This window comes from Desulfallas thermosapovorans DSM 6562 (assembly GCF_008124625.1).
Classification (GTDB): Bacteria; Bacillota; Desulfotomaculia; order Desulfotomaculales; family Desulfallaceae; genus Sporotomaculum; species Sporotomaculum thermosapovorans.
On the sequence record NZ_VNHM01000004.1, the window covers coordinates 186539 to 213429 of the forward strand.

Consider the following 26891-nt stretch of genomic DNA (forward strand, 5'->3'; position numbering starts at 1 on the left):
ATTTTTGGCGAACAGCTTCCATATGACTATCTCAAAAAAGGTCGTCCTTTAATGCAAAGGGCGGCTTTTTCCTTTTTCTCCCATTCAAATTGCGATTGACAAGCATTAACATAACAAATTATACTTAACCCAGTAAATTATTCACGGCACAAACAAACATTGCAAAAAACTGTCCGAAAAGTCCCGGCGGGATCCACTTGTGATCCCTGGGCTGGCTGGCTTTTTGCGTTGCCCGCGCGGGTGCCGGGTGTTGAAAAAATCTACAAAAACAAAAAGGGGGGAGATGGGAATGAATCAGGAAATCATGTTGCGTTATATTGATCGCCTGGAGGAGATGCAGGGGCGCTTTATCCGTCGCATTCACCAGGAGTTGGTGGGCATGCTGGACCCCAGCATTACCGGTCACCAGTTTGTGGTGCTCAAAATGATCAAAGACGGCGGCCAGATGACGGTATCCCAGGTGGCTGAATACCTGGGCGTCTCTTTAAGCGCCGTTACCGCGATGGTGGACCGGTTGTGCAAAGCCGGGATGTTGGAACGCCGTCGTTCCGAAGAAGACCGCCGCGTGGTTTGGCTGGAAATCACCGGGGAAGGGCGGCGGGTGGTTCAATTATGCGACGAAGGGCGGAGGCGGATAATTATGCGCTACCTGGAACTGGTCACGGAAGAAGATTTATTACATATGATAAAAATTTACGAAAGAATAATAGCTTTTATGAGGCAGGAGGAGGCACAGCAAACACCGGGCAAGGTGTAATTTTACCTATACATTTTGAGTCAACTCACAAGTAGAGAGGGGAGAGTTAGGATTAAGCGCAAAGTAATTTATTTACTAATCAGCCTGCTGGTTATATCATTTTCCCTGGCCGGCTGCGGCGGCCAGGATAAACCAAATACCGAACAGGAAGAAACAGTCGTTCCAGTTCAAACGGCGGCGGTGGAAAGGGGTGTCATTAATGACACCATTGTTGTCACTGGTAAATTGGAAGCCATTGCTACTTCTAATGTTGTGCCCAGCGGTCCGGGCGGCAAGGTTTTAGCCGTTAATGTGGAAGTAGGCAGCCAGGTCAGTAAAGGGCAAACGCTGATAACCCTGGAAAATCCCTCTGAAGCTTCGCTGGCGGCGGCGATTCACCAGGCCGAGCAGGGTGTGGCCCAGGCCCAGTCCAATTTGGAAATTGCCCGTATCAATTTTGAGCAAGCTGCGGCCAATTATGAGCGGGGCAAGCAGCTCTATGACGCAGGGGCAATCCCCCAGGCGGGACAGGCGGGTTTTGAAACCGTCTATGAAATACCATACAAACAAGCCAAGGTTAATTATGAGCAGGTGGCCCCTGCAGCGCTGGCTAGTGCTGAGGCGGCCGTGGCTGCGGCCAGGGAAAGATACCAGGAACAACAAAACAACTCACTGATCAAGTCACCCATCAGTGGTGTGGTCACTGCCGTCAATGTCAATCCCGGTGAGCTGGCCAGCCCTGCCGCACAGGCCCCTGTGGTGACCGTGGTTAACCTGTCCAAAGTGGAAGTTAAAACCAACGTAACTGAAAGCCAGATCAACAAAATCAAGCAGGGTCAGGAAGTACCGGTGCTCATCAGCGCGGTTTCGGCTGAGCCCTTTACCGGGGTGATTACCAACATAGCCCTGGCGGCGGACCCGGCCACCAAAGCCTACCCCATCAAGGTGCAGATAGATAATGCCCAGCATGTTTTAAAGCCGGGAATGTTTGCTGAAGTACAAATAGATAATCCTCTGCAGGAAACTCTGCTGGTACCCAGGGAAGCCGTTGTCAAGTCAGGTGATACCGATGTTGTTTGGCTGGTGAACGGAGACCGGGTAACCACCCGGGAAGTCACCGTTGGTGCCAGTGACGGGCAAAAAATTCAGGTTCTCGAAGGTCTTGAGGTGGGAGAGCAGGTGGTTGTTTCCGGCCAGAACGTGCTCAAGGACAATGCCAAAGTGGAAATAAAAAGCCAGGTGAAGTAAGCTTATGAAAATTACTGATATTTCTATAAAGCGGCCGATGCTGGTAACGGTAATAATAATCATCGTGCTTTTGCTGGGCGGGGTATCCCTGACCCGGCTGAGCATAGATCTTTTCCCAGAGCTGGAATTGCCCGTGGCCATTGTCAGCACCAGTTATTCCGGGGTAGGCCCGGAAGAGATTGAACAGCAAATCACCAAACCCCTGGAATCGGTACTAAGCTCAGTAAGCAATCTGGATACCATATCTTCAACCAGCAGCATGGGTAGCTCCACAGTGATATTGATGTTGGACTGGGGAGCAGATATGGACTTTGCTGCCCTGGACATCCGGGAAAAAATCGATATCATTCGGGATGTTCTCCCGGACGGGGCGGGTGCCCCGACCATTTTCAAGGCCGACCTGAATATGATGCCCATACTGCAGGTGGCGGCCCACAGTACAGATCCAATGGGACTAAAGCAGGTGCTGGATGATTTGATCATTCCCCGCCTGGAACGGGTGAGCGGGGTGGCCAGTGTCTGGTATGTGGGTGGCTGGGAAAGGGAAATTCAGGTGCAGGTGGACCCCGTGAAATTAAACGGCTATGGCCTGAGCCTGAACACCCTCACCGGCGCTTTAGGCAGTGAAAACTTGAACTTTTCCGCCGGCACCGTGCGGGAGGGCCGGGATGACTTTCTGCTAAGGGTCACCGGTGAATTTAAAAACCTTGACCAGGTGCGCCGCATAGTGGTGGGCAATTTCGGCGGTTCCCCGGTGTACCTGGAAGATGTTGCCCGGGTGGTGGACGGGCAGAAAAAGGTGACCCAGATCAACCGGGTCAACGGCGAGCCCGGCATAGCCCTGATGATCAACAAGCAAAGCGGCGCCAATACAGTGGCCACTTCCCGGGAAGTTAGGGCTGAACTGGAGAAGCTGCAGCAGGAAGTCCCTGCGGTAGAATTCGATATTATTATGGACCAGGCGGAGTATATCGAGGATTCCATCAATAACCTGGTCAGGAGTGCCATAGAGGGTGCTATCCTGGCCATACTGGTTATCCTAATCTTTTTGCGCAATTTCCGCAGCACCCTCATCATCTCCACATCCATACCCATCGCCATCATCGGCGCCTTTGTGCTGCTGTATTTCAACGACATGACCCTCAATATGGTCACATTGGGCGGCCTGGCCCTGGGTATAGGGTTAATTGTGGATGACGCCATTGTGGTGCTGGAAAACATTTACCGGCACTGCGGGCAAGGACTGGACCGGGTGACCGCCTCCCGGCAGGCCACCGATGAAGTGGGTTCGGCTGTTATTGCCGCTTCGCTGACCGTAGTATCGGTGTTTTTGCCCATTGTTTTCGTGGAAGGCCTGGCCGCCCAGCTATTCAAGCCCATGGCACTAAGCATCAGCTTCTGTATTCTGGCCTCGCTGGCGGTGGCCATTACCCTGGTGCCACTGCTATCCTCCCGGTGGCTGAATGTATATAAAACCGGGGAAAACGGGGCGGCAAACCAGCCAAACCCACGTGGCTGGAAACGGGTATACAATGCATCGGAGCGCTGGTTTAACAAAATAGACACATATTACCGCGCGCTGCTGCAAAAAGCACTGCGGCGACGCAAGCTGACCATACTGCTGGTGGTGGTAATATTTGTGCTGACCCTGTTTGCCATACCCCTGCTGGGGATGGAATTTATGCCCGGTGCGGACCAGGGTTATGTTACGATATCCGTGGAAATGCCCAAGGGAACCTCGCTAAGTGAAACCGACCGTTTGGTCAGGGAAATCGAAGGTGTGCTGGAAACCAAGCCGGGTATCGAAAGCATTTCCAGCAGTGTGGGAAGCAGCGGTTCCATGCTGGGGGGCGGGGATTCCAACCAGGCCCAAATAGTGTTGAAAATGCTGCCCCTGACCCAGAGGAGTATATCCTCCGATGAACTGGCCACGCAGCTAAGCAGCGAACTGCAGCGGATTCCAGGCGCCGACATTAACGTCTCCGCTATGGAACAGGGAATGGGTGATGGCGGAGCTCCGGTGCAAATACAAATCAGCGGCGATGATCTGGACACCCTGGCCCAACTAGGTAACCAAGTGGCCGCCGCGGTGCGGCAGGTGCCCGGTACCCGTGAGGTGACCAGCAGCCTGGAAGAGGGACGTCCCGAAATGCATGTGGTGGTAAACAGGGACCGGGCCGCCATGTACGGGCTGGGCCTGGCCGAAGTGGCCTCCACAGTGCGCACGGCGGTTGACGGTACAGTGGCCACCACCTACCGGGTGGGCGGTGAAGAAGTGGATATTCGGGTGCAATTGTCCGGTAACCCCGGCGAGTTTACCCCGGGCCAACTATCCGCTTTAACCATTACCTCCCCCTTAGGTGCTCTGGTAACCCTGGACCAGGTGGCGGAAATCAAGCAGGATCAAGGCCCCAATTCCATCAACCGGAATAACCAGGCCCGTATTGTAACCATCAACTCCCAGCTGGCCGGCCGTGACCTGGGCAGCGTGACCCGGGATATCCAACAAAAAATAGCGGAAATCGATATGCCCTCGGGATACAATGTCACCTACGGCGGCGAGCAGGAACAGATGATGGAAAGCTTCGGTTCCCTGGGATTGGCCCTGGTACTGGCCATAATTCTGGTGTATCTGGTGATGGTGGCCCAGTTTGAATCCCTGCTTTACCCCTTCGTAATCATGTTCTCGGTGCCCATAACCCTAACCGGGGTGGTGTTATCTTTACTCATCACCGGCCGTACCTTCAGCGTGGTGGCCTTTATCGGCGTGATCATGCTGGTGGGTATTGTGGTGAAAAACGCCATTGTACTGGTGGACTACATCAATATTTTACGGCGGCGCGGTATGGAGCGGAACGAGGCCATACTGCAGGCCGGCCCCGTGCGCCTGCGGCCCATTCTCATGACGGCTTTGACCACCGTCATGGCCATGTTCCCCATGGCTTTGGGTCTCGGTGAAGGGGGAGAAACCCAGGCTCCCCTGGCCACGGTGGTGGTGGGCGGACTGCTGTTCTCCACGCTGATTACCCTTGTGTTGGTACCGGTGGGGTATACGTTGATGGATGATTTCACTAAAAAGGTAAGCGAGAAGATATTCAGGAGAAAAAGTAAGGCTGGTGATATAAGCATGAAAGGTTGAAAATCCTTGATTTTCAGCCTTTCAATACCCGGTGCCACCGGATAACACGTAAACCTTCGGAGCGAAGCTTGCGACGAAGCTTACACGGGAATAGTTGAGCGCCGGGGGCAAGCCAACGTTGAAATTCAAAGAAGACCTATTGCGGGCTTCCGTCGAAAAAATGTTAACAACTTGCTTTTAGTTATGGAAAAGGGGACAGACATTTTGCCTGTCCCCATTGCAGTATTTGTTGCGGTAATCCTATCCTGGCGAGACAACGTTCGCACCGGCAATTACTGCCTAATTTTTCAATATTATATTGAAGAGGGACAATTTTATGCCAAAATGTTGCAGGAACGTGTAACAATCTGTAGAAGTATTAGTATGTTTAACCTGGTGTTCCAAAGCTATTTTTAATCAAATACTAGAAAGATTCTTTTGTTGTTTAGATTATCAAGTATGCGATCCATAATCCTCCTTATTCTAAATATACGCCGGGATAATTTGGTTTCCGGGGCAATTTAATATAATAGAACGTGTTGGAGAACAATACAATGACTGCCAAAAAGAGAAGAATAAGAAAAGAAACAGTTAATCAAACTGTTATAAAAAATAACCAAGAGACCGACTGGCTACACCAGATAGCATTCTGGGGTCTGGCCCTGCTGCTCTTCTTTCCGCCCTACTTCCGGGGACTTTTCTTTGCCCCGGAGCAGGAAAAGGCGCTCATGCTGGCCACTTTGGTGTTCTGGCTCACATTCCTTTGGCGCTGGCTGCAAAATGATCATAAATTCCTGCGCGGGCCGCTGGATTACTTTGCTCTGGCCCTGCCGTTAGTTTACATAATATCAAGCTTTACTGCGGTTAATAAAGGTTTAGCTATAGATGAAGTGGTTAAAAATATATTATACTTCCTTACCTACTGGTCAGCTTCGCGGCTTATCCGCAACCAGGAAGATATACATAAACTGCTGCACGTTATTTATATTAGCGCTATTGGCGTGGCTTTGGCCGGGCTGGCTACGGCCACGGGGATTGTATTTATTAAAGATGGATATAATGTTACCCCCCATGCTGGAGGTATCATATCATCAACTTTTCAATACCATAATGCATTGGCAACATACCTAGGAGCAGTTTTCTTTGTCGGCATATACCTGTGGTATCAGTCTTTCAGTAAACAACTGCATACTGTGGTTGACGGGACATTGGCCGACTCAGGGCTACGAAGATATCTAACCCAGCGCGTGTTAACCAGGTTGGTGGAGTATTTTTATGCTTGCGGCAACTTCTTGCTTCTGTTGGTGTTGTTTGCTTCCAAGTCCAGGGGAGGACTGCTGGTCTTCGCACTGGTGTTTGCTATATACTTACTGGGCGTAGGAAGTAAAAAACGCCTGTATGCACTGCTTATGACCGGGGGATTGGGCGCTGCAGCATATATTATTAGTGGTAAGTTCATTAGTTTAGTTCAGACCGAAAATTACGGCCAGGGCTGGCTTTGGATTGCCGGTGGAATTCTTCTTGCAATCGCCGGGCAAATGTTGCTAAGCTTGATACATAATTTTGTGGAAAACAAATGGATAGATAACAGTAAAAAATACATGGTAGCCTTTGCTTCACTAGTGGCGGTGGTACTGGTGGCCGGGGTAATATGGATTTCCGGCAAACCTGGGGTTGTTGATAAAATATCCAGTTTTGAATATCTCTGGACGGCCTACCATCGAGTTTATTATATGGAAAGCGCTACGGACATGATTAAGGAGCGACCCGTTCTGGGATGGGGCGGTGGCGGTTGGCAAGAAGCTTACGAATCCTTTTTGAATTTTCGCTACACCACCCGTCAGGCGCACAGTTACTATTTCCAGACTGGCGTGGAGACAGGTATTGTTGGTTTAGCAGTTGTTTTAGGCATTTGGATTTCCTTCATCGTACAAGCATACAGGCTTTTTATGGAAAACATAAACAATATATTTCGCAGGCAAATATTATGGCTGTTCTTTGCTATATTCTTAATGATCAGCGGTCATGCTGCAATAGATTTTGATCTTTCGCTATCGGCAATAACTATAGTTCTATGGTCAGTATTTGGTATGACCTCCGCTATGGCCGCTCCGGGTGCCGCTCCCGGCAAACCAGGGCCACAATCAGCGCGCCAAACTTCAAAATATTTGTCTGTGGCGACCGTTACCACGGCAGCGCTAATTATTTTCTCGATGGCCGGTGTTCTTGTTCAGGCCAACAGCTTTGCCGGCAAAGGGTACAAGTATCTTAATTCAAATAATCTGGTTGCAGGAATTGATCACCTTGAAAAGGCGTCATCGTGCAACCCCTTGAACCCTGAATATCGCATGCTTTTATCCCGTGCCTATGTTAACCAGGGCAATTCCAAAAAAGCCGTGGAAGAGGCAAAAACGGCTGTGCAGCAAAGCAAGTATTCCTTTAACACCAGAAATAATTATATCCAAGTTGCTATAGCCGCAGGTGAAAATAAACTGGCTGCAAAGGAAAATGAACTATTATATGAGCTTGCGCCTAATAATATAGAAACTTATGAAGTGTATGCCCAACATTACTTGAACCTGGGGGCTCAAGAGTTGCAATCGGGAAACAAGACGGATGCTAGGGTTTATTTAAATAAGGTGTTAGGTGTAAGTGATCTATTAAACCGGCAAGGGGAAACATTAACTGAGATTGATAAAAGTTTATGGGAGGGTCCGCTGCTGGAGGACACTGAAGCGATTTACCTTGTAAAGGGGCAGGCTGCCTATTGCCTGGGCATGTTTACCGAGTCCCTCGGTTATTTACAGCAGGTTGCCCAGTCCCAGGACCCTGATTTAAAAGGCCGATCTTTGCTTTGGCTGGCATTAATTGAAGAAAGAAAAGGCAACCAGGAGGAAGCTAACAAGCTAATCGACCAAATTAACCAGTTAAACCCTCAACTAATGCAAAACTATGCAGCGTTAAAGAGTCTTCCCGTTTTATAGAAACCGGCCCCAAAAGCGCCGGTGAGTTTCCGGATGAAGGGCTTGTGGTATAAATGAGTCTTGATAACGGCTTGGGCATGGTAAAAACACCGGTACCCGGCGTTGTGGGCGGGGCGTATACCGGAACAAATAAGAGTGAATCAGTGAATATACCGGTGGCTAATTACAGCAAGCGCCAGTTTTTAGCAACCCCTTTGCTAATGACGGTAGATTGTATAGCTCTCTGTATTAGTATTATCATTGCCTATGTAATTCGGGTGAACTTTTTGCCCCTGATTTTTAACAGCCTACCCAGAACCACATGGGATTTTGTATTTGCGCTATGGTGGTTACCCATGCTTGTTTGTATGTTTTTTATCTTTGAAAAGGCATATACCAGGCGGGTTCCCTTTTGGCAGGAGGCAGGCCAAATAGTCAAGACTACCACACTGGCTTTTTTAGCAGCGATAAGTTTTGTGTTCTTAACCAAACAGGGTGACGAAAATTCAAGGACACTGGTTCTACTGGCCTGGATAATCAGCTTGTTCCTGGTGCCTGCCTTGCGGTACTTTAGTAAAAGATTATTGTTTAAAGCACATATTTGGGAAAGACCGGTTATCATTCTGGGGGCCGGCGATACAGGAAAACTTATCCTGAAGGCCTTTTACCAGGAACCTTTTATTGGTTATAAACCCATTGGTTTTTTGGATGACGATCTTGACAAGCAAAAGTTCCCGCCTGAATTACCCACGGGAGAGAAGATTCCAGTGCTGGGTGGTTTCGATGCTGCCGAAGCCGTTCTGGAAAAAAGCAGGGTTCGCGATATAATTGTTGCTGCTCCCGGATTAACGGGTAAAAAACTTGTGCAGCTGGTTAATAAGCTGCAGCGTAAGACATATAACCTGTTGGTAGTCCCTGATCTTTTTGGTATGGCCATGGAAGGTGTGGAAATTCAACATCTATTTAATGAAAAAACTCTCGTTTTGAAGTTGAAGAACAACCTGAACGATAGGTCCAATCTAGTTACCAAAACGATATTTGAGTTCATAGTCTCTATAATTCTTTTTGTCTTACTCATTCCCCTTATGTTGGTTCTAGCTATAGCAATTAAGATAGATTCGCGGGGAACGGTTTTTTTTAGTGATACCCGTATCGGTAAAGAAGGTACTGAATTTAAATGTTACAAGTTCAGGACAATGTATCCCGATGCCGATAGAATTCTGGCCCAGTATCTGAAGGCAAACGATTCCGCACGGCGACAGTGGGACAAATATGCAAAGCTTAGGGATTATGACCCCCGTGTTACCAGGGTGGGTGGCTTTTTGAGAAGATTTAGCCTTGATGAACTGCCCCAGATAATTAATGTAATTAAGGGCGACATGAGCCTGGTGGGGCCGCGCCCTTATCTACCACGGGAAAAGGAAAAAATGCTGGGGCGAGAGGATATTTTAGTAACAAAGCCCGGGATAACCGGACTTTGGCAGGTAAGCGGGCGAAACGATGTAGAGTTTAACGAACGCCTGCGGCTTGATGTATGGTATATTAGAAACTGGTCGCTATGGCTTGACATTACAATATTGATGCGCACTGTGGCTGTTGTATTGAGGGGTAAGGGTGCTTATTAGATTTTATGCCCTTGTTGAAGAAATATATGAAAATAAGAAGAACTTACTTTGAATAGTGAGTTTTATAGTGGGAGAATTAATTTAATGAAAGTTGCGCTGATACATGACTGGTTGACAAACTATGGAGGGGCAGAAAAGGTAATTGAGAGTTTTCATCGTATTTTCCCTACAGCGCCGGTTTTTACAGTTTTTTATGATCAGAGCCGTTTGCCGGATAGTTTCAAAGGGATGGACATAAGGACCTCCTTTCTGCAACGGGTTCCCTTCGGACGCAAAAAACACCAGTGGTTTTTACAATTTATGCCTCTGGCGGTTGAGCAATTTAACTTATCTGAATATGATCTGGTACTCAGTTCATCATCCTGCTGCGCCAAGGGTGTAATTACAGGTGCTGATGTTTGCCACGTATGTTATTGCAATACTCCCATGCGGTATGCCTGGGATTTTTATCACGAATATATCGCTAATAAGGGTCTGATGATGCGTGGTTATATTGCCTGGCAGATGAATAGGATAAGGCAATGGGATCGTACCAGTGCAGATCGAGTGGATTATTTTATAGCTAATTCTCATTATATTGCTAACAGAATCAAAAAACATTACAAGCGTGATTCTTATGTCATTTACCCGCCGGTGGATACGGATTTTTACTACCCATGCGGGGAGGAAAAAGAATTTTTTTTATGTGGCGGCAGGCTTGTGGGATACAAAAGAATAGATTTGGCAGTAGAAGCCTTTTCACAACTACGGCTTCCCCTTTGGGTTGTCGGAGATGGTGAAGAATATAAAAACCTTAAAAAAATAGCAGGTTCCTGCGTTAAGTTTTTAGGAAAAGTTAATGACTCGGAATTGCGTAGCTTGTATCAACAATGCCGGGCTTTTATCTTCCCCGGGGAAGAGGATTTCGGAATTATGCCTTTGGAAGCCCAAGCATGCGGTCGTCCGGTAATTGCCTTTGGTAAGGGTGGAGCCCTTGAGACAGTGGTAGAAGGTCAAACGGGCATCTTTTTTGAGAGGCAAACGGTTGAATCTTTGAAGGATGCTATTAAGAGGTTTATTAATTCGGAAGATGATTTTTTATGTGAAACAATAACAGCCCATGCCAAACATTTTGGCCAGGCTAGATTCGAAATGGAAATAAAAAAATTTGTAACAGATAAGTATAAGGTTTTTAAAGCCAATTTATTAGATGGAGTTTATACGTAATGAAAAATATGCTTACAGCTCTATGGCATTATCGCCACTTCATTCTTTCATCAATACGGGGAGAACTTAAGTCACGTATCGCGCGTTCGCGGTTGGGTGCCCTTTGGTTTGTCTTGCACCCTTTGGCGCAGGCAACCATATTTGCTTTGGTTTTAGCTGAAGTGCTTGGCGCCAAGTTGCCAAACGTTGAGAACAAAGCTGCATATCCCATATATCTCATGGCTGGAATGGCTGCGTGGGGGCTTTTTAGTGAAATATTAAACCGCTGTTTAAATATTTTTGTCGAGTATGGTGGCACACTTAAAAAAATTTCCTTTCCCCGCCTGTGTCTGCCCATGATTGTTTGGGGCAGTGCCCTGCTCAATCATGTCTTGCTTTTGCTGGCGATCACAGTGGTATTTCTATTTTTCGGTCATTACCCTGGAATAGCCTGGCTTGTTATTCCGTTGGGGATACTGCTGATCTCTCTGTTTTCCTTTGGTTTGGGGGTTATGCTTGGCATATTCAACGTTTTTACCAGGGATGTCGGGCAGGTTATGGGTGTGGTTATGCAAATATGGTTCTGGCTAACCCCTATAGTATATCCATACGAAATTATTCCTCAAAACCTGCGCTGGCTTGCTGATGTCAATTTGATGGTGCCGCTGGTGCGTATATACCAGGATGCCTTGCTCTACAACCACTGGCCTGATTTTAGCACGTTATGGCTCCCGTCTGTTGTTGCTATGTCAATGTTTATGCTTTCCTTTGTGCTGTTTCGTAAGGCCAGCCCGGAACTGGTGGATGCTTTATGAATGACGTTATTCTTGATGTGCGAAATGTTGGTAAATGTTTTGCCTCCTATCGTTCCAATCTGTCGCGTTTTCTTAGATGGTTCGGGTTTCCTGTTCGTCCCGAGCAGGAATACTGGGCGGTCAGGGATGTTTCTTTTACTTTGCATGCGGGCGAGGCACTTGCCCTTATTGGACAGAATGGGGCTGGCAAGAGTACTTTGCTTAAGTTAATCACTGGCACCTTGCGTAACACCACCGGCAGCATAACCGTCAATGGGCGCATCAGTGCCATTCTTGAACTTGGCCTGGGTTTTAATCCGGAATTCACCGGCCGACAAAATGTCTATTTGGCCGGTGGCCTATTGGGCCTTTCTACACGTCAGATTGACGAAATTATCCCGGTTATCGAAGACTTCTCCGAACTGGGTGAGTTTTTTGAACAGCCGCTGCGCGTTTATTCCAGTGGCATGCAAGCACGTCTGGCCTTTTCTGTAGCAACAGCCGTGCGCTCCGATGTGTTGATTGTTGACGAAATACTCTCGGTTGGAGATAGTTACTTCCAACATAAAAGCTTTGATAAAATAAGACAGTTTAAGGAACTGGGCACTACTATTCTGTTAGTGACTCATAGCATGGGCGATGTAAGGGCATTGTGTGACCGTGTTATTTTGCTTGACAATGGTAAAATCATAAAAGATGGCCAACCCGATGAAGTTGTTGATTATTACAACGCGCTGATTGCCGAAAAAGAAAACGCCAAACTGAGTATAGAGCAAAAGCGGCAACGCGACGGATGGCTACTTACCCGTTCAGGTAATTTCAAGGCAACCGTAAAAGACTTGAAATTATTGGACGGGGTCACGCAAGAGCCTGTGGACACAGCCAGAGTTGGGCAAAGGCTGGTATTAAAGCTCACTGCTGTAATTAACGGGGATATTCCTCGTTTGGTATTGGGTTATATGCTTCGGGACAGAACGGGACATGTTGTGTGGGGCACAAATACATGGCACACAAGGCAGGTAATCCATGACCTAAAAACAGGGGATGAAGTTGAATTTTGCTTACCTTTTACTTGTACCCTGGGACCGGGATCATATTCATTTTCTCCCGCCCTCGTAAGTTCGGACACTCATCTTGAAAACAATTATGAATGGGTTGATAATGCCCTGGTGTTTGACGTAATAAATGCAGATAAGGATACATTTATTGGCACAAATTGGCTTGACGCTGTCTTTTACATTAGCCGGAGGTAGGGACATGTTTGTTTCATATGCGCAAAACTTTGAGGATGTCATGCTTTGGCGTGCACTAAAGCATGTGGAAAAGGGTTTTTACATTGACATAGGTGCTCAAGATCCCGTGGTTGACTCGGTGAGCCTGGCATTTTATGAACATGGTTGGCGTGGGGTTCATATAGAACCGTCATCTTATTACGCGGATAAACTTCGTCTTGCACGCCCTGATGAAACCGTTATCCAGGCCGCCGTAGGAAGCAAGAGCGGAGTGATCAGTTTTTATGAAATTGATGAAACGGGCCTAAGCACCGGAGATGCGCAAATTGCTGAAAAACACCGGATGGCGGGTTTTAGTGTTAAGGAAACAGCAGTATCTTGCCTGCCGCTGGCAGAATTTTTAGAGCGCTACCGGGACTACCAGATTCACTGGTTAAAAATAGATGTGGAGGGTATGGAAAGCGAAGTAATCCGGGGCTGGTCTCCGTCGGAGGTTAGACCGTGGATAATTGTGGTCGAAAGCACCTTGCCTTTAACCCAAATAGAAACACATGGTGAGTGGGAGCCCATTCTCCTTGAACTTGGTTACGAATTTGTCTATTTTGATGGTTTGAACCGGTTTTATGTTTCGGGAGCTCATCAGGAGCTCAAGAAGTATTTTCGATATCCCCCAAATGTCTTTGATAGTGTTGTTTTGAGTGGAACAAGCAGTAATGTTTTTTGTGCGTTGCTAAATAATAAATTGGAGCAGCGGGAGCAAGAATTTAATGCCCGAATGGAACTAAGCAAAAAAGAAAACCAACATTTGACGGCTGCTTTGGCAGAGCAAGTAAGGAAGAACAACGAGCTGCATGATTGCGTTGAAAGGCTAAACCATGAACGGGAAGAAATTGAGGAAAACATGAAATCTACAAACAAACGTCTTCATGAACTTGAGTCTAATCAAGTTCGGCAGGAGGCAGCTTATAGCGAACTGCAGGCTCGGGCTGAGTGGTTAAATAATGAATGGAACTCTGCAAAAGCTAAGATTGATGCACTTAACGGTGAAATTCATCAATGGTGGATGGTGGCGGATGGGGTTAATCGTGAACTGCAGTCGGTATATGCCAGCATGTCTTGGCGCTTGACAAAGCCTTTACGGTTGGTGAACAAACTTTTAAAAAGTATCCCCGGATACATTAAAGCCACATTATTATATGCTAAATATTTACCTCGGCGTCTTGCCCGGTGGTTTCTTGAGTTAGGATTAGCCCATGTGCGTAGACACCCTAGGCGTAAAGCCTACATTAAAGGTCTCCTGGCCCGCTGGCCGCGGCTACAAGCGCAAATCTATGCTATTGCGGAAGCGCGAAATAATCAGACAACAATAAAGACCTCCTCCCCATCTACCATAGTTCCCACTGGCAGTCTAGACCTAAGCGGTTGCCCGGCTTCAGTTAGAACAACTTACCTGCAGCTTTGGGTAGCTCGTGGCCAGGTTGTCCAAAACCGGGAAAAGGAGGGGTGCCCGTGAGAATCGTGCTGGATTTACAAGGTGTTCAAAGTACAGGTAGTCGTAACCGTGGTATTGGCCGTTATTCTCTTTCACTGGCGCTAGCAATAGCACGCTTAGCCGGAGAACATGAGATTATAATTGCTTTAAACAGTCAATTTCCTGAAACCGTCGAACTGGTCAGAGCGACCTTTGATGGCTTAATTCCCCAGGAGAACATTCGGCTCTGGCATGTGCCGGGACCGGTGCAGGACATGAATTTTGGTAACCTTTGGCAACGCCATGCAGCTGAGCGCCTGCGTGAGGCCTTTATGTCCAGCCTTAAGCCAGATGTGCTTTTTGTGTCTAGTTTATTCGAAGGCCTAATGGACGATGCGATTACTAGCGTTGGCGTCTTTACCAACACATTGCCTACTGCACTTACTCTTTATGATTTGATTCCCCTCATTTATCGTGAACACTATTTACAAAAACCGGCGGTGGAAGCCTGGTACCAGCGCAAACTGGATCATTTGCGACGGGCACATTTGTGGCTGGCTATATCAGAGTCATCGCGGCAGGAAGGGATTGAATATCTGGGGTTGCCAGAGGAGTGGGTAGTCAACATCTCTACTGCTGCTGATGCTCGCTTTCGGCCGATTGACCTGCCTGGTGACAAAGTTGAGGCCGTTCATAAGCGTTACGGACTAGTACGACCCTTTGTTATGTATACCGGGGGCATTGATTACCGTAAAAATATTGAAGGATTGATACGCGCTTATTCCAGGCTTTCGGTGACCATAAGGCAGACTTATCAACTAGCTATTGTTTGCTCGATACAGCCCGGGGATAAACAAGCTTTAGAACGCCTTGCTATCTCCCATGGTGTGGCTGCCGATGAGATCGTTTTTACCGGTTTTGTGCCGGACGAGGATCTTCTCGCCTTATACAATCTCTGCCATGCCTTTATTTTTCCTTCATTGCATGAAGGCTTCGGCCTACCTGTTTTGGAGGCTATGGCTTGCGGGGTGGCGGTAATTGGTGCAAACACCTCCAGCCTGCCGGAAGTGATTGGTAAAGCAGATGCTCTGTTTGATCCTTTTGATGACGATGATATTGCTGCCAAGTTAACTAAGGTCTTAATAGATGAATCTTTTCGTGCTGAACTAAAGCGGCACGGTCTCAAACAAGCTAAGATGTTCTCGTGGGATCGCAGTGCTCGTCGTGCTTTGGATGCCATGACTCGTTTACACAAAGCGTGCCAACAGGTAAACAGTAAACAAGTATATTGCAATATGCCATCTAGACCGCGTCTAGCATATATTTCGCCTTTGCCTCCCGAGAAAAGCGGTATTGCGGACTATAGCGCTGAGTTGTTACCCGAGTTGGCGCGCTATTATGATATTGATGTTATTGTTAATCAGCGGGAAGTTGTAGACCCCTGGGTCAAGGCTAACTGCCAGGTGCGCAGCACTGAATGGTTTACCGTCAACTCATATAAGTATGATCGGGTGCTTTACCATTTCGGTAATTCTCCCTTTCATCAGCACATGTTTGGGTTATTGAATCAGCACCCTGGTGTAGTGGTATTACACGACTTTTTCTTAAGCAATATTATTGCACACATGGAGGAGCTTGGTTCAAATACATATGAATGGATTAAATCACTTTATCTTTCACATGGCTATCATGCTGTCTGTGAGCGTTTTCAGGCGACGGATAAGGCGAATGTGATTTTAAAATATCCATGTAATTTTTCTGTTTTACAGCAAGCCATAGGTGTTATTGTGCATTCCGAGTTTTCTCGCTGTTTGGGAGTTCAATGGTATGGTGCTGAGATGGTACAGGAATGGCACGTAATTCCCCTTCTCAGGGGACCGGCGCATGCATTGAGTCGTAGTATTGCTAGGCGGGCGCTGGGATTGGAGGAGTCCGGTTTTGTGGTCTGTAGCTTTGGCATGCTAGGACCTACCAAGCTAAACCATCGACTACTAGAGGCTTGGTTGACTACACCTTTGGCTAAAGACAAAAACTGCCGCCTTTTTTTCGTGGGGGAAAATCAAAGCGGAGAATACGGAGCCAAGATGCTTGAAGCTATTCGAAAAAGCGGCTGCGCTGATCGAATTAGTATAACGGGCTTTATGCCTGTGGAACAGTACCGGCAGTACTTGGCGGCAGCGGATGTAGCCGTTCAACTTCGTTCATTTTCTCGGGGCGAAACTTCGGCAGCCGTTTTGGATTGTATGAATTACAACTTGCCAACTTTGGTAAACGCCCACGGTTCACTGGCGGAGCTTCCTGGAGACTGTGTTGTCATGCTCCCTGATGATTTTACAAACGAACAGTTGGCACAGGCGCTGGAAGCATTATGGCGTGACCCGCAACAGCGTCAAGCTATTGGCAATCGAGCCAGCAATCATATACTAGCGCATCATGCACCGCGTCGGATTGCCGACCAGTATACTCAAGCCATTGAAAGTTTTTATAATAGTCCCGCGGTGCTTCGCCAACGATTAATACAATCCATTGTTGCCATTGAGGGTGCCCCCGGCGAAGAAGGTTCGTGGCTTAATCTAGCCCGGGCTGTAACAGAGGATCTGCCGTTGCCTCAACCACAAAAGCAATTACTGGTGGATATATCGGTATTGGTCGAACAGGATGCTAAGAGTGGAATCCAGCGGGTGGTGCGCAGTGTGTTGATGGAATTATTGGAGCATCCTCCGGCGGGTTTCCGGGTGGAGCCTGTATATGCCAAAACGGAAGTTCCTTATCATTATGCCCGCCGTTTCACTATGAAATTTATGTCGTGTCCTGATGATGTGCTTATTGATGAACCCGTTGAGTTTCATCAAGGCGATATTTTTCTGGGTCTTGACCTGGCTTCAGGGATTGTCCCACACCATTCCCAATTTTTCGCAAAAATGCGTGACCAGGGTGGATATGTGTATTTTATTATATATGATATTTTGCCAATTCTATATCCGGACTTTTTCTCTACAGCTGTTCGTGACTTGCATATAAAATGGTTAAACACCATTACCCGACAAGGGTACGGCGCACTCTGTATTTCCCGCGCTGTGGCGGATGAACTTGCCATGTGGTTGGAAAGCGTTCAAGTGCATCGTCATCGCCCCTTTAAAATCGGCTGGTTTCACTTAGGTGCGGACATCGATGCCAGCCTGCCCACCAGAGGATTACCCGATCGTTTTGATGCCCAGCTAGCTCAGCTACGCACCCTGCCTAGTGTGTTGATGGTAGGCACGGTGGAGCCACGCAAAGGGCATTCCCAGGCCCTGGCGGCCTTCGAACGGCTTTGGGCGCAGGGGATGGAGGCAAACTTGGTGATTGTCGGGAAACAAGGTTGGATGGTTGAAGAGTTGGCTGGGCGGTTGCAAAATCACCCGGAGTTAGGCAAACGTCTTTTTTGGTACCAGGGTATTAGTGATGAGGCACTGCTCAAGCTGTATGAAACGGCAACTGGCGTGCTTATAGCTTCCGAAGGGGAGGGCTTCGGTCTTCCTCTAATCGAGGCCGCCCGGCATTGCCGGCCAATTTTGGCCCGGGATATTCCTGTGTTCCGAGAAGTGGCCGGGGACTACGCCAGCTATTTTTCCGCTGACACCCCGGAAGAGCTGGCGGAGGCGTTAAGGGAGTGGCTAATAGCCTTGCAGTCTGGAACCGTGCCTTTTCCAGAAGGTATGCCCTGGCAGACATGGGCGGACAGTACTAAACAAATTGTTGAATTATTAACAGATTCAAACCACCCTAATTGGATACATCACTGGCTGCCCGCTTCCAATAGCAAATTAACCAAAAATTAATAATAGAAGAAAGGATAGATAATATGAAGACAGCTGTCATTACCGGTATCACCGGCCAGGATGGGGCTTACCTGGCTGAGCTTCTGCTGGAAAAAGGATATACAGTATATGGTACTTACCGTCGAACGAGTTCCGTAAATTTTTGGCGCATTGAAGAACTTGGCATAGCAAAACATCCAAATCTTCATCTGGTTGAATATGATCTTACTGATTTGAGTGCAGCTATTCGTTTGCTGCAAAAAACCGGTGCAAATGAAGTATATAACCTGGCAGCGCAAAGTTTTGTAGCGTTGTCCTTTGACCAGCCTATTACTACTGCTGAGATTACCGGTCTAGGGGTGCTGAACCTGCTGGAGGCTGTGCGCATAGTTAATCCACAAATTCGTTTTTATCAGGCATCTACCTCTGAAATGTTCGGTAAAGTTCAGGCGATACCGCAAAATGAGCAAACGCCGTTTTACCCGCGTAGCCCATACGGTGCAGCAAAACTCTATGCTCACTGGATAACTGTCAACTATCGCGAAAGTTATGATATTTTTGCCTGCAGCGGAATTCTGTTTAACCATGAGTCACCTTTACGGGGTCTTGAATTTGTAACGCGGAAAATTACCGACGCTGTAGCTAAAATTAAGCTTGGCCGGCTGGATTACCTGGAATTGGGAAACCTCGATGCTAAACGGGATTGGGGTTATGCTAAAGAATATGTGGAGGGTATGTGGATGATGTTGCAGGCTTCTCAACCGGATACTTATGTGCTGGCTACAGGCCGGTCAACAACGGTAAGGGATTTTGTGCACATGGCCTTTCGAGCAGCTGGTATTGAGCTTGCCTTCCGTGGTGAAGGATTGGAAGAAACAGCAATTGATACATTAACCGGTAAAACCCTGGTGCGTGTTAACCCGAAGTTTTACCGCCCGGCCGAGGTGGACATGCTTCTGGGTGATCCTTCTAAAGCTAAACGTCAGCTGGGCTGGGAGCCCAAGACTACTTTGGAGGAACTTTGTCGAATGATGGTGGAGGCGGATTTGCGCCGCAATGAAAGGGGGTACTCTTTCTGAGTGCAGGCAAACGTGCTTTTATTACTGGTATGGGAGGCTTTACAGGTCGTTATATAGCTACTGAACTACATGCAAACGGCTACGAAGTTTTTGGCTTGGTACACCGGGAAACCCGCATCGATGGAACAGTGAGCTATCCATGTGATATTGATGACCAGATGTGTTTAACTAAGCTACTGGTTGATATAAAGCCGGATGTTATTGTACATCTTGCCGGTATATCCTTTGCGGCGCACGATTCCATAAAAGAAATTTACCGGGTTAACCTGTTAGGCACTTTATCCTTGTTAAAGGCGATTGAAGACAGCAAATGTTGTCCGTATAAGATCATACTGGCCAGTAGTGCTCATGTTTATGGGAACCAAACACAATCGCCCATTTTGGAATCCTGTGTCCCTGCTCCGGTAAGTGATTATGCGGTTAGCAAGCTGGCCATGGAACACATGGCCAGGTTGTGGTTTGACCGTATGCCGATTATAGTAACGCGACCGTTCAATTATACCGGTGCAGGTCAAGCTTCAATATTTCTACCGCCCAAGATTGTTAATCATTTTGTTCGCCGGGCGCCGGAGATTGAGTTAGGGAATCTTGACGTGGCCCGAGACTGGTCGGATGTAAGAGACGTAGCGCGTATTTATCGTTGCCTGCTTGAGTGCCCGGCGCACAGTTTGATGGTGAATATATGTTCTGGCGCCTCATACTCCTTGCAGCATGTTCTTGAAACGATGGTTATGATTACTGGGCATACTATCGAAGTTCGCGTCAATCCGGACTTTGTGCGTCCAAACGAAGTCAAGGAACTTCGGGGAGACAACAGCTTGCTGCAGTCGCTCATTGGTGAAATACCGCGGCGCCCGTTGCGGGAGACGTTGGCATGGATGTATGAAGATGAATTGTCTTTATTCAGAGCCGATGCAGGTGAAACTACATTATGAGGGTGGTGTTGGCAGCGGAGGCAATAAAACCGCCCCTTACCGGTATCGGCAGGTATGCTTGGGAACTGGCCACCCGTTTGCCAAATCATAATGGCATTCAATCTGTATTGTATTTGGCGCATGGCCGTTGGAAAAGTCCGGAGGCAATTGAAAAAGTCGGGCTTAAGTATGGTGCTGAAAGAGATAGTGCGGACTGCAAAGTTGGGAATCTTTATCGCTATTTTGGCCAGAACCGGGTTGTGGGTGGAATTTATGATTTTTGGGCACCATTTCTGGCTAAAGCTAAACTACGCAAAGCAGTTGCAGACCTTTTTCACGGGCCGAATTATTTTGTGCCGGAGGTAGATTTACCCTGTGTGGTTACGGTACATGATCTCTCCACCCTTGTTAGCCGAGACTGGCATCCGGCCCCTCGGGCGGAACGAATAAATAAAATGATGCTCAGGTCTATAGCTAACTCCAGGCTGGTCATTACCGATTCCCAGGCAATCCGGGCGGAGATGCTGTCTTACTTTGGCTTGGCGGAGGATCGGGTGGTTGCTATACCTCTAGGTGTTGATGCGACTTTCAGACCCAGGGCTACGACTTATCTACGGACGCCACTCGGAAAACTTGCCCTGCAGCCCGGTGGTTATTGCCTTTGTGTTTCTACCATTGAGCCGCGTAAGAATTTAGTACGCCTAATTAATTCTTACCGGATGTTGCCCGCTCGTCTTCGCCATCGTTACCCCCTTGTGTTGGTGGGTGAGCCGGGATGGAACAGCCAAATCATTCACCGATCCATTATGCAGGCTTCGCAAGAAGGATGGCTGAAATATATGGGCTTTGTTCCGCAAGATTTGCTACCCTTGCTATATGCAGGTTGCAGGCTATTTGTCTATCCCTCCCTTTACGAAGGCTTTGGGTTGCCCATTGCAGAGGCCATGGCCAGCGGAGTTCCCGTACTGACATCTAAACGTTCGTCAATGCCGGAAGTAGCGGGTGGGGCTGCGTGGCTTGTTGAGCCCGAAGACGTAGATGATCTTCGGGATGGCTTATTATCGGCGATAGAGGATGAATCCTGGCGTTCTAAAGCTGTTAAGGAAGGCCTTCGTAGAGCATCGGAATTGAACTGGGAAGCTTGTATTGCTAAAACAGTCGAGGCTTATCGGGCTGCATTAAAAAAGTGAATTTCATGTACTTAAAGTTTTTTGATATATGCAATCAAGAAAAAATGGGAGGACTACTTATGAAAGCTGTTATTTTGGCCGGGGGTAGCGGCTCCAGGCTATGGCCTCTTAGTAGAAACCAGTATCCGAAGCAGTTTTTAAAACTAAGAAATATGGATAAATCTATTTTCCAACTAACACTTGAAAGATGTCTTAAGCTCGCTAGATTGGCGGAAATTTACATAGTAACAAACATAAACTATAAGTTTTTAGTGCTGGGACAAATTGAGGAGCTAGGTTACAGATTCGACGAGAATCATGTTTTAGTCGAGCCGTCAGGCAAAAATACGCTTCCGGCTGTTTATTATGCTATAAAAGAAATTCAAAAACAGGGTGATGATATAGTAGTAGTTATCCCGTCTGACCAGTTGATTGACGATGAAGAAAAATTTATCCGTACCATCAAGCAGGGTGAAAATATAGCTGGAAAATATTTAATTACTTACGGGATACGTCCAAACAAGCCACATACAGGTTACGGTTATATTAAGCCTGCATTGCCTTTGGAGCAAGGTTATACAGTAGATGAATTTAAAGAAAAACCAGATTATGAAACAGCGCTGAATTACGTAGAAAATGGTTATTTGTGGAACAGTGGTATGTTTATGTTCCGTACGGATATTTTTACAGAAGAAGTAAAACGGTTTAACCCAGAAGTCTATGAGGCTTTTAAATCAAGCGATATTAATGAAATATATGAGAGAACACCAAATATATCCATAGATTACGGTGTTATGGAAAAGACTGAACGGGTGGCGGTTATTCCTTTAAACATTAGGTGGAGTGACCTGGGGAGTTTTGATGCTTTTTATGAAAGATTTGACAGAGATGAAAACGGAAATATTGCTTTTAATGGTGATATATTAATTGATTCATCAAATAATCTTCTCTACACCAATAAGGATAAAACCGTAGCGTTAATTGGTGTTGAGGATTTAATTGTGGTTGATCAAAAAGATGCGTTGTTATTATGTAAAAAAGACCAATCACAAAAAGTTAAAGAAGTTGTTGACCGGTTAAAGAATACCAATAACCCGAGGGTGGATTTTCATTTGACCACTTACCGGCCCTGGGGTTCCTATACGATTTTAGAGGAAGGGCTGTTTTATAAAATAAAGCGCATCACTGTTTTGCCGGGGAAAAAATTGAGTTATCAACTTCACCATCACCGTAGCGAACACTGGATCGTGGTCAAGGGAACAGCCATGGTTACCGTGGAAGGTGTTGAGTCTTTCGTTAGAAGCGGTGAAAGCACTTTTGTAAAAACAGGGTACAAACACCGTTTGGAGAACCCTGGGAAGGTTTCGCTGGAGGTAATAGAGGTGCAGCTTGGCGAGTATTTGGAAGAAGACGATATAGTCCGGTTTGATGATGATTTTGGCAGGGCGACTAGTAATTCTTGATTTTGAGATGCAGATGCTTCTGTTTAATTAGACCGTACTATATAAGGCGCAAAAATTGATTTGAGCTGTATGAGTAAAGCTAGCGCACAAAAGACGTTTCTTTTAATAGCATTCAGTTGCCCGATTTTCGTTGGACGAACGGAGGAATTTTATTGAAAATTTCCGGTGGTCTTACTGAAAAAGGTGTGGTTGTAGGTAATTGTTATGATAAATATGGCTCGCGTAACCCTATAGCGCGACGGTTGATAAAAGGTTTTGAATCTGCATTGACGGAGCTGGTAGACAAGGTAAAACCGTCTAATATTCACGAAGTGGGCTGTGGGGAGGGTTATTGGACATTACGCTGGCTAGAACAGGGTATTGCAGTACGCGGTAGTGACTTTTCAGAGAAAGTTATTGAGTTGGCGCGTATGAATGCGCTGGAGCGAAACCTTTCCCCAGAGGTTTTTAAGATTCGTAGTATCTATGATTTGGATTCTGCGTCCGATGCTGCGGAATTAGTTGTATGTTGCGAAGTGCTAGAACATTTGGAAAGGCCCCAGGATGGTTTGCAGCGTTTGCAGTTGGTTGCTAACCCTTACCTCATTGTAAGTGTACCGTGCGAGCCTATTTGGAGTATTATGAATATAGTCAGAGGCAAGTATTTAAGAAATTTGGGCAATACTCCGGGTCATATTCAACGTTGGTCGCGGAGTAAGTTTATACAACTTGTTTCCCGTTATTTCGATATAGAGGAGGTTCGCAAGCCTGTTCCGTGGACAATGCTGTTATGCCGCTGCCGTTCACGGCTTGCCTGAACTATAATGTCTAAGTTCATGAAACGGTTGCTCCACTTGGTTGGGGGAGCATTTGGTGCCCTCGGTGTTGTGTTTGTTATTATAAAACTGGTGGAATACGGTGATCAAATTGAATACTCAAAGTTTGATGCCGGTACGTTAATTTCGTTGTTCGGCCTGACGGTGGCATACGGAATAGCTAATCTTTTGCTGGCGTTTGCTTGGCGTGACCTATTGAATCATTTTGGCATAAATGCAAATGCACGTTGGACTGTCCGAGTTTATGGAATATCTCAGCTCGCAAAATATGTACCTGGGAATATCTTTCACCTTGCTGGGCGGCAGGCGGTCGGTGTGGCGGCGGGATTGCCTGCCTGGCCATTGGCAAAATCGGCATTATGGGAGTTGGGCGTAATTTCAATTACCGGCAGCTTATTTGCTCTTCTAGTTCTACCTTTTTTGGTGGGCAAAATAACGGGCTTGACGGCATTATTAATCTTTCTCATCTCTGTCTTGGTTTGTGTGTATCTTGCGTATCGTTGGCTTAGCTATTGGGTTGCGAGGTCCATGGGTATGTATGTCGTTTTTCTTGCGTTGTCGGGGACCGTTTTTGCTATTGTCTTATATCTTATTGTTCCTACTGGCTCAGCTATTAATTCTGTTTTTACGGGTATCTGCGGCGCATATGTGGTTTCCTGGCTGGCTGGATTGGTGACACCGGGTGCGCCAGCTGGTGCTGGTGTTAGGGAGTTTGTGTTGTTTGCGATATTACATACTGTGGTCAGTGAGGCTGATTTGCTTGCCGCCATTGTGCTTGGGCGAAGCGTGACTGTGGTTGGGGATGTGGTTTATTATTTAATCGCGGTTATTATGCGAACAAAAGGGTTTGATGCCAGTGCCAATGGACTAAGTTCAGGAAATCAGAGCAGTAACCCATAAAACGATAAGAATGTTTGGAACTAATTCTCTATATAAATCAATTCACAAAGGGAGTCGGCTATGTTTATAAAGAGTAAATGGTCAGCTATTACGGCCTATTGCATTGCACTTTTAATAATTTTGACTGTTTATGGTGCAATTCCATTTTTGTCGGTTCCCACACTAGCACAAGTAGTATGGGCTTCAGGGTTTGCCGAGTCCTTTGTTAATGCGGGTTGGCCATCCATAAAAGCATTTAATTTTGGTTTGCCCGATAATGCCGCAATTGCTTTCGGTCTCGCCGGAGCATTCTTGCAAAGCACATTCATTGCCATTTTTGGCATGCACCCGGCGGATGCATATGCTATGGGTGCCGTTTTGTGGCTTGCATTGTCTCTTTGGGGGGCGATCAGGCTTTGCCAATTTCTTGGCACCAGTTTCGCGCTAGGCTCTTTTTTATCGTTAATATATCTTACTCTACCAATTGTTTGGCGGCACGATATTTTTTCAATGCTCTCTTTTGGCTTTGCATTGTTGCCTCTATATCTGTATCTGGCGTTCAGGGTGATCTATGATTTGCCTAAAACAAGATTGTATTCAAGGTATTGGTTGATCACAGTCTTTAAATTTATTGCAGTCTCATTGCTTTCCGTGTTTATGGATGGGTATACATTTGTAATGTTTTTTGCTGCTTGTGGGCTCATTTGGTTTGTAGCATTTATACGTGAAGATGTTAAAAGAAAGTTACTTGTTTATCAGTCACTGCCGGTCATTTTACTCTCTGCGTTAGTCTCCTATTTGCTTTACACACTTTATGTCGGAACTTCCGAGTATTCCCCATCCCCTATGAGTTTCTTCCGTGGATGGGGGGTTGATCTGGTGATGTTGTTAATTCCAAGCCAGGGGGTTGCATGGCTGTGGGATGCACTGGGAATAAGTGTTCCACGTAGTAGTAATGATTTCTTTGGCGATGCTTCAGTATGGATGACAACCTTTGCGCTTCCTTTAATTATTGTTGGTGTAGTTGGCTATTGCTTTGCAAGAAGGAATCGTTACGCTCTTCCATTGCTGCTGGTAGCCTTAATAGGGTTTTATTTTTCTCTTGGCCCGTCTTTAAAGGTGAATTCTGTTCGTCCTGTCGATGAGAACGGGAAGGTTCTGGTGCAAGGGCAGTTGATGCCTCCTGAGGCTGCATTAATACCAACAGGTAATGCGATCATTTACGAACATGTGCCTGGTTTTAATAGTATGCGTGCAACTTATCGCTGGTCGGGGTTGATGTTTACAGCACTTTGGGGTCTTTCAGTACTCTTCATAATATCAATGTCGTCAACTTATACAGGCTATTTTATAAGTAGCATAATTATAGCTTTCTTAATTATTTCCAACCTTCCGGATATTCCAAACAGGTTAAAACAAGGAATAAATTATCACATTGCAATGCACCAGATGGATACTGATTTCGCTCCCTTAGCAGATTATTTAGGAAAGGAGGCAAGAGTCTTTTTTGCACCACCGGGTAACGATTTTATTGTAAATTATCTGGCCGCAACTGGTAACTACCGCGCTTTTAATATTGGAGGAGACAAAAATCTTGAAATGGCTCGAAAAGCCTGGCCCCAGCCTATTAAGCAAATGCAACTTTTCAATCCGGGTCCATATTTTGTTGAAGAGCTAAAAATTATTCTTCTGGATGATATAGCTGACTATGTGGTTATACCATATTTCGATATGCTTTGGGGTGCACATGCTTGGCCTCCTAATAGAAATGAAATTATTACTCGAAAGGAAAAGTTTTCGCATGTGGTTGATATTTTTGAAAAAGACTCTTTGTTTAATGTAAAGAATGAGAAATTATATGCAATAATTTCACTTTCCCCAGATGCAAATATGCAACACATTCAATCAGCCTTACGCGAGGCCTCTCGGATATACAATTGCCAGCCGCCGAAATGCTTGCACTGGGAGGCAGAACATGAAAACATCCCCATGAAAGTAGGAAAACAGGTATCGAATGCAGTACGTTCAACTGGTCAATCCGGGTTTTTGGTATATGGGCCGTATAAAACTATGAATGCAGGGAGTTACATGCTCGAATTGCGTGGTATGATCAATTCAACCAACGGAAGGGTGATTACGGATGTGGTAGGTGATAAAGGACAGCATACTTTCGCGCGTTTTGAAGGGGTGGATGGTGTGAATTTGGGTGATGAGACTGTCTTGCTCAATAAGAAAGTGGTGCTCGATAAGGCGGTTAGTGATTTGGAAGTGCGGGTTTGGGTGGACGAGCTGGTGGACATTGAGTTAACCGGTTATTCACTAATCCCCATCGATGACAACGAAAATCCTTCTTTATTATAATAACTTTATGTATAACAGCAGGGGCGATAATAAAATTAA

General features: G+C 46.5%; 17 protein-coding genes. All 17 read left to right on the plus strand.

The window, feature by feature from the left end; genetic code table 11:
* Positions 1-289 precede the first annotated feature (289 nt).
* The gene (locus LX24_RS05230) at positions 290-757 is read left to right on the plus strand and encodes a MarR family winged helix-turn-helix transcriptional regulator (RefSeq protein WP_166511084.1); all 468 of its coding nucleotides are present in this window, start codon (positions 290-292) and stop codon (positions 755-757) included.
* 15 nt (positions 758-772) lie between these two features.
* Entirely contained in the window at positions 773-1984 is a 1212-nt protein-coding gene (locus LX24_RS05235; protein WP_166511085.1) for an efflux RND transporter periplasmic adaptor subunit, read from the plus strand.
* A 4-nt stretch (positions 1985-1988) separates the two neighbouring features.
* The gene (locus LX24_RS05240) at positions 1989-5123 is read left to right on the plus strand and encodes an efflux RND transporter permease subunit (RefSeq protein ID WP_166511086.1); all 3135 of its coding nucleotides are present in this window, start codon (positions 1989-1991) and stop codon (positions 5121-5123) included.
* A 533-nt stretch (positions 5124-5656) separates the two neighbouring features.
* A complete protein-coding gene (locus LX24_RS05245) occupies positions 5657-8086 on the plus strand; it encodes an O-antigen ligase family protein (protein WP_166511087.1) in 2430 nt (809 codons plus the stop codon).
* A 53-nt stretch (positions 8087-8139) separates the two neighbouring features.
* The gene (gene wbaP, locus LX24_RS05250) at positions 8140-9690 is read left to right on the plus strand and encodes an undecaprenyl-phosphate galactose phosphotransferase WbaP (RefSeq protein ID WP_166511088.1); all 1551 of its coding nucleotides are present in this window, start codon (positions 8140-8142) and stop codon (positions 9688-9690) included.
* A gap of 84 nt (positions 9691-9774) precedes the next feature.
* Positions 9775-10896, plus strand: coding sequence for a glycosyltransferase (locus LX24_RS05255; protein WP_166511089.1), 1122 nt, complete (start codon positions 9775-9777; stop codon positions 10894-10896).
* Positions 10896-11690 (plus strand): ABC transporter permease, encoded by a 795-nt coding sequence (locus tag LX24_RS05260; RefSeq protein ID WP_166511090.1) that lies wholly within the window; start codon positions 10896-10898, stop codon positions 11688-11690. Before LX24_RS05255 ends, LX24_RS05260 begins: the two co-directional genes overlap by 1 nt.
* Positions 11687-12922 (plus strand): ABC transporter ATP-binding protein, encoded by a 1236-nt coding sequence (locus LX24_RS05265; RefSeq protein ID WP_166511091.1) that lies wholly within the window; start codon positions 11687-11689, stop codon positions 12920-12922. Before LX24_RS05260 ends, LX24_RS05265 begins: the two co-directional genes overlap by 4 nt.
* A gap of 4 nt (positions 12923-12926) precedes the next feature.
* The gene (locus LX24_RS05270; RefSeq protein WP_166511092.1) at positions 12927-14414 is read left to right on the plus strand and encodes an FkbM family methyltransferase; all 1488 of its coding nucleotides are present in this window, start codon (positions 12927-12929) and stop codon (positions 14412-14414) included.
* Positions 14411-18193, plus strand: coding sequence for a glycosyltransferase (locus tag LX24_RS05275; protein ID WP_166511093.1), 3783 nt, complete (start codon positions 14411-14413; stop codon positions 18191-18193). Before LX24_RS05270 ends, LX24_RS05275 begins: the two co-directional genes overlap by 4 nt.
* 23 nt (positions 18194-18216) lie before the next feature.
* Complete coding sequence (gene gmd / locus LX24_RS05280; protein WP_166511094.1) at positions 18217-19251, plus strand: GDP-mannose 4,6-dehydratase; 1035 nt, start codon at positions 18217-18219, stop codon at positions 19249-19251.
* A gap of 29 nt (positions 19252-19280) precedes the next feature.
* Entirely contained in the window at positions 19281-20186 is a 906-nt protein-coding gene (locus LX24_RS05285) for a GDP-mannose 4,6-dehydratase (protein WP_166511095.1), read from the plus strand.
* Complete coding sequence (locus LX24_RS05290) at positions 20183-21355, plus strand: glycosyltransferase family 4 protein (RefSeq protein ID WP_166511096.1); 1173 nt, start codon at positions 20183-20185, stop codon at positions 21353-21355. The genes LX24_RS05285 and LX24_RS05290 overlap by 4 nt, the downstream gene beginning before the upstream one ends.
* A gap of 59 nt (positions 21356-21414) precedes the next feature.
* Entirely contained in the window at positions 21415-22797 is a 1383-nt protein-coding gene (locus LX24_RS05295; RefSeq protein WP_166511097.1) for a mannose-1-phosphate guanylyltransferase/mannose-6-phosphate isomerase, read from the plus strand.
* 152 nt (positions 22798-22949) lie between these two features.
* Positions 22950-23594 (plus strand): class I SAM-dependent methyltransferase, encoded by a 645-nt coding sequence (locus LX24_RS05300; protein WP_166511098.1) that lies wholly within the window; start codon positions 22950-22952, stop codon positions 23592-23594.
* A 6-nt stretch (positions 23595-23600) separates the two neighbouring features.
* Entirely contained in the window at positions 23601-24512 is a 912-nt protein-coding gene (locus LX24_RS05305) for a hypothetical protein (RefSeq protein WP_166511099.1), read from the plus strand.
* A gap of 60 nt (positions 24513-24572) precedes the next feature.
* Entirely contained in the window at positions 24573-26852 is a 2280-nt protein-coding gene (locus LX24_RS05310) for a hypothetical protein (RefSeq protein WP_166511100.1), read from the plus strand.
* Positions 26853-26891: the final 39 nt, after the last annotated feature.

Coding starts and splice junctions, on each gene's coding strand:
- LX24_RS05230 (WP_166511084.1), top strand. CDS start 290: ATGAATCAGGAAATCATGTTGCGTTATATTGATCGCCTGGAGGAGATG.
- LX24_RS05240 (WP_166511086.1), top strand. CDS start 1,989: ATGAAAATTACTGATATTTCTATAAAGCGGCCGATGCTGGTAACGGTA.
- LX24_RS05245 (WP_166511087.1), top strand. CDS start 5,657: ATGACTGCCAAAAAGAGAAGAATAAGAAAAGAAACAGTTAATCAAACT.
- wbaP (WP_166511088.1), top strand. CDS start 8,140: ATGAGTCTTGATAACGGCTTGGGCATGGTAAAAACACCGGTACCCGGC.
- LX24_RS05255 (WP_166511089.1), top strand. CDS start 9,775: ATGAAAGTTGCGCTGATACATGACTGGTTGACAAACTATGGAGGGGCA.
- LX24_RS05260 (WP_166511090.1), top strand. CDS start 10,896: ATGAAAAATATGCTTACAGCTCTATGGCATTATCGCCACTTCATTCTT.
- LX24_RS05265 (WP_166511091.1), top strand. CDS start 11,687: ATGAATGACGTTATTCTTGATGTGCGAAATGTTGGTAAATGTTTTGCC.
- LX24_RS05270 (WP_166511092.1), top strand. CDS start 12,927: ATGTTTGTTTCATATGCGCAAAACTTTGAGGATGTCATGCTTTGGCGT.
- gmd (WP_166511094.1), top strand. CDS start 18,217: ATGAAGACAGCTGTCATTACCGGTATCACCGGCCAGGATGGGGCTTAC.
- LX24_RS05285 (WP_166511095.1), top strand. CDS start 19,281: ATGGGAGGCTTTACAGGTCGTTATATAGCTACTGAACTACATGCAAAC.
- LX24_RS05290 (WP_166511096.1), top strand. CDS start 20,183: ATGAGGGTGGTGTTGGCAGCGGAGGCAATAAAACCGCCCCTTACCGGT.
- LX24_RS05295 (WP_166511097.1), top strand. CDS start 21,415: ATGAAAGCTGTTATTTTGGCCGGGGGTAGCGGCTCCAGGCTATGGCCT.
- LX24_RS05305 (WP_166511099.1), top strand. CDS start 23,601: ATGTCTAAGTTCATGAAACGGTTGCTCCACTTGGTTGGGGGAGCATTT.
- LX24_RS05310 (WP_166511100.1), top strand. CDS start 24,573: ATGTTTATAAAGAGTAAATGGTCAGCTATTACGGCCTATTGCATTGCA.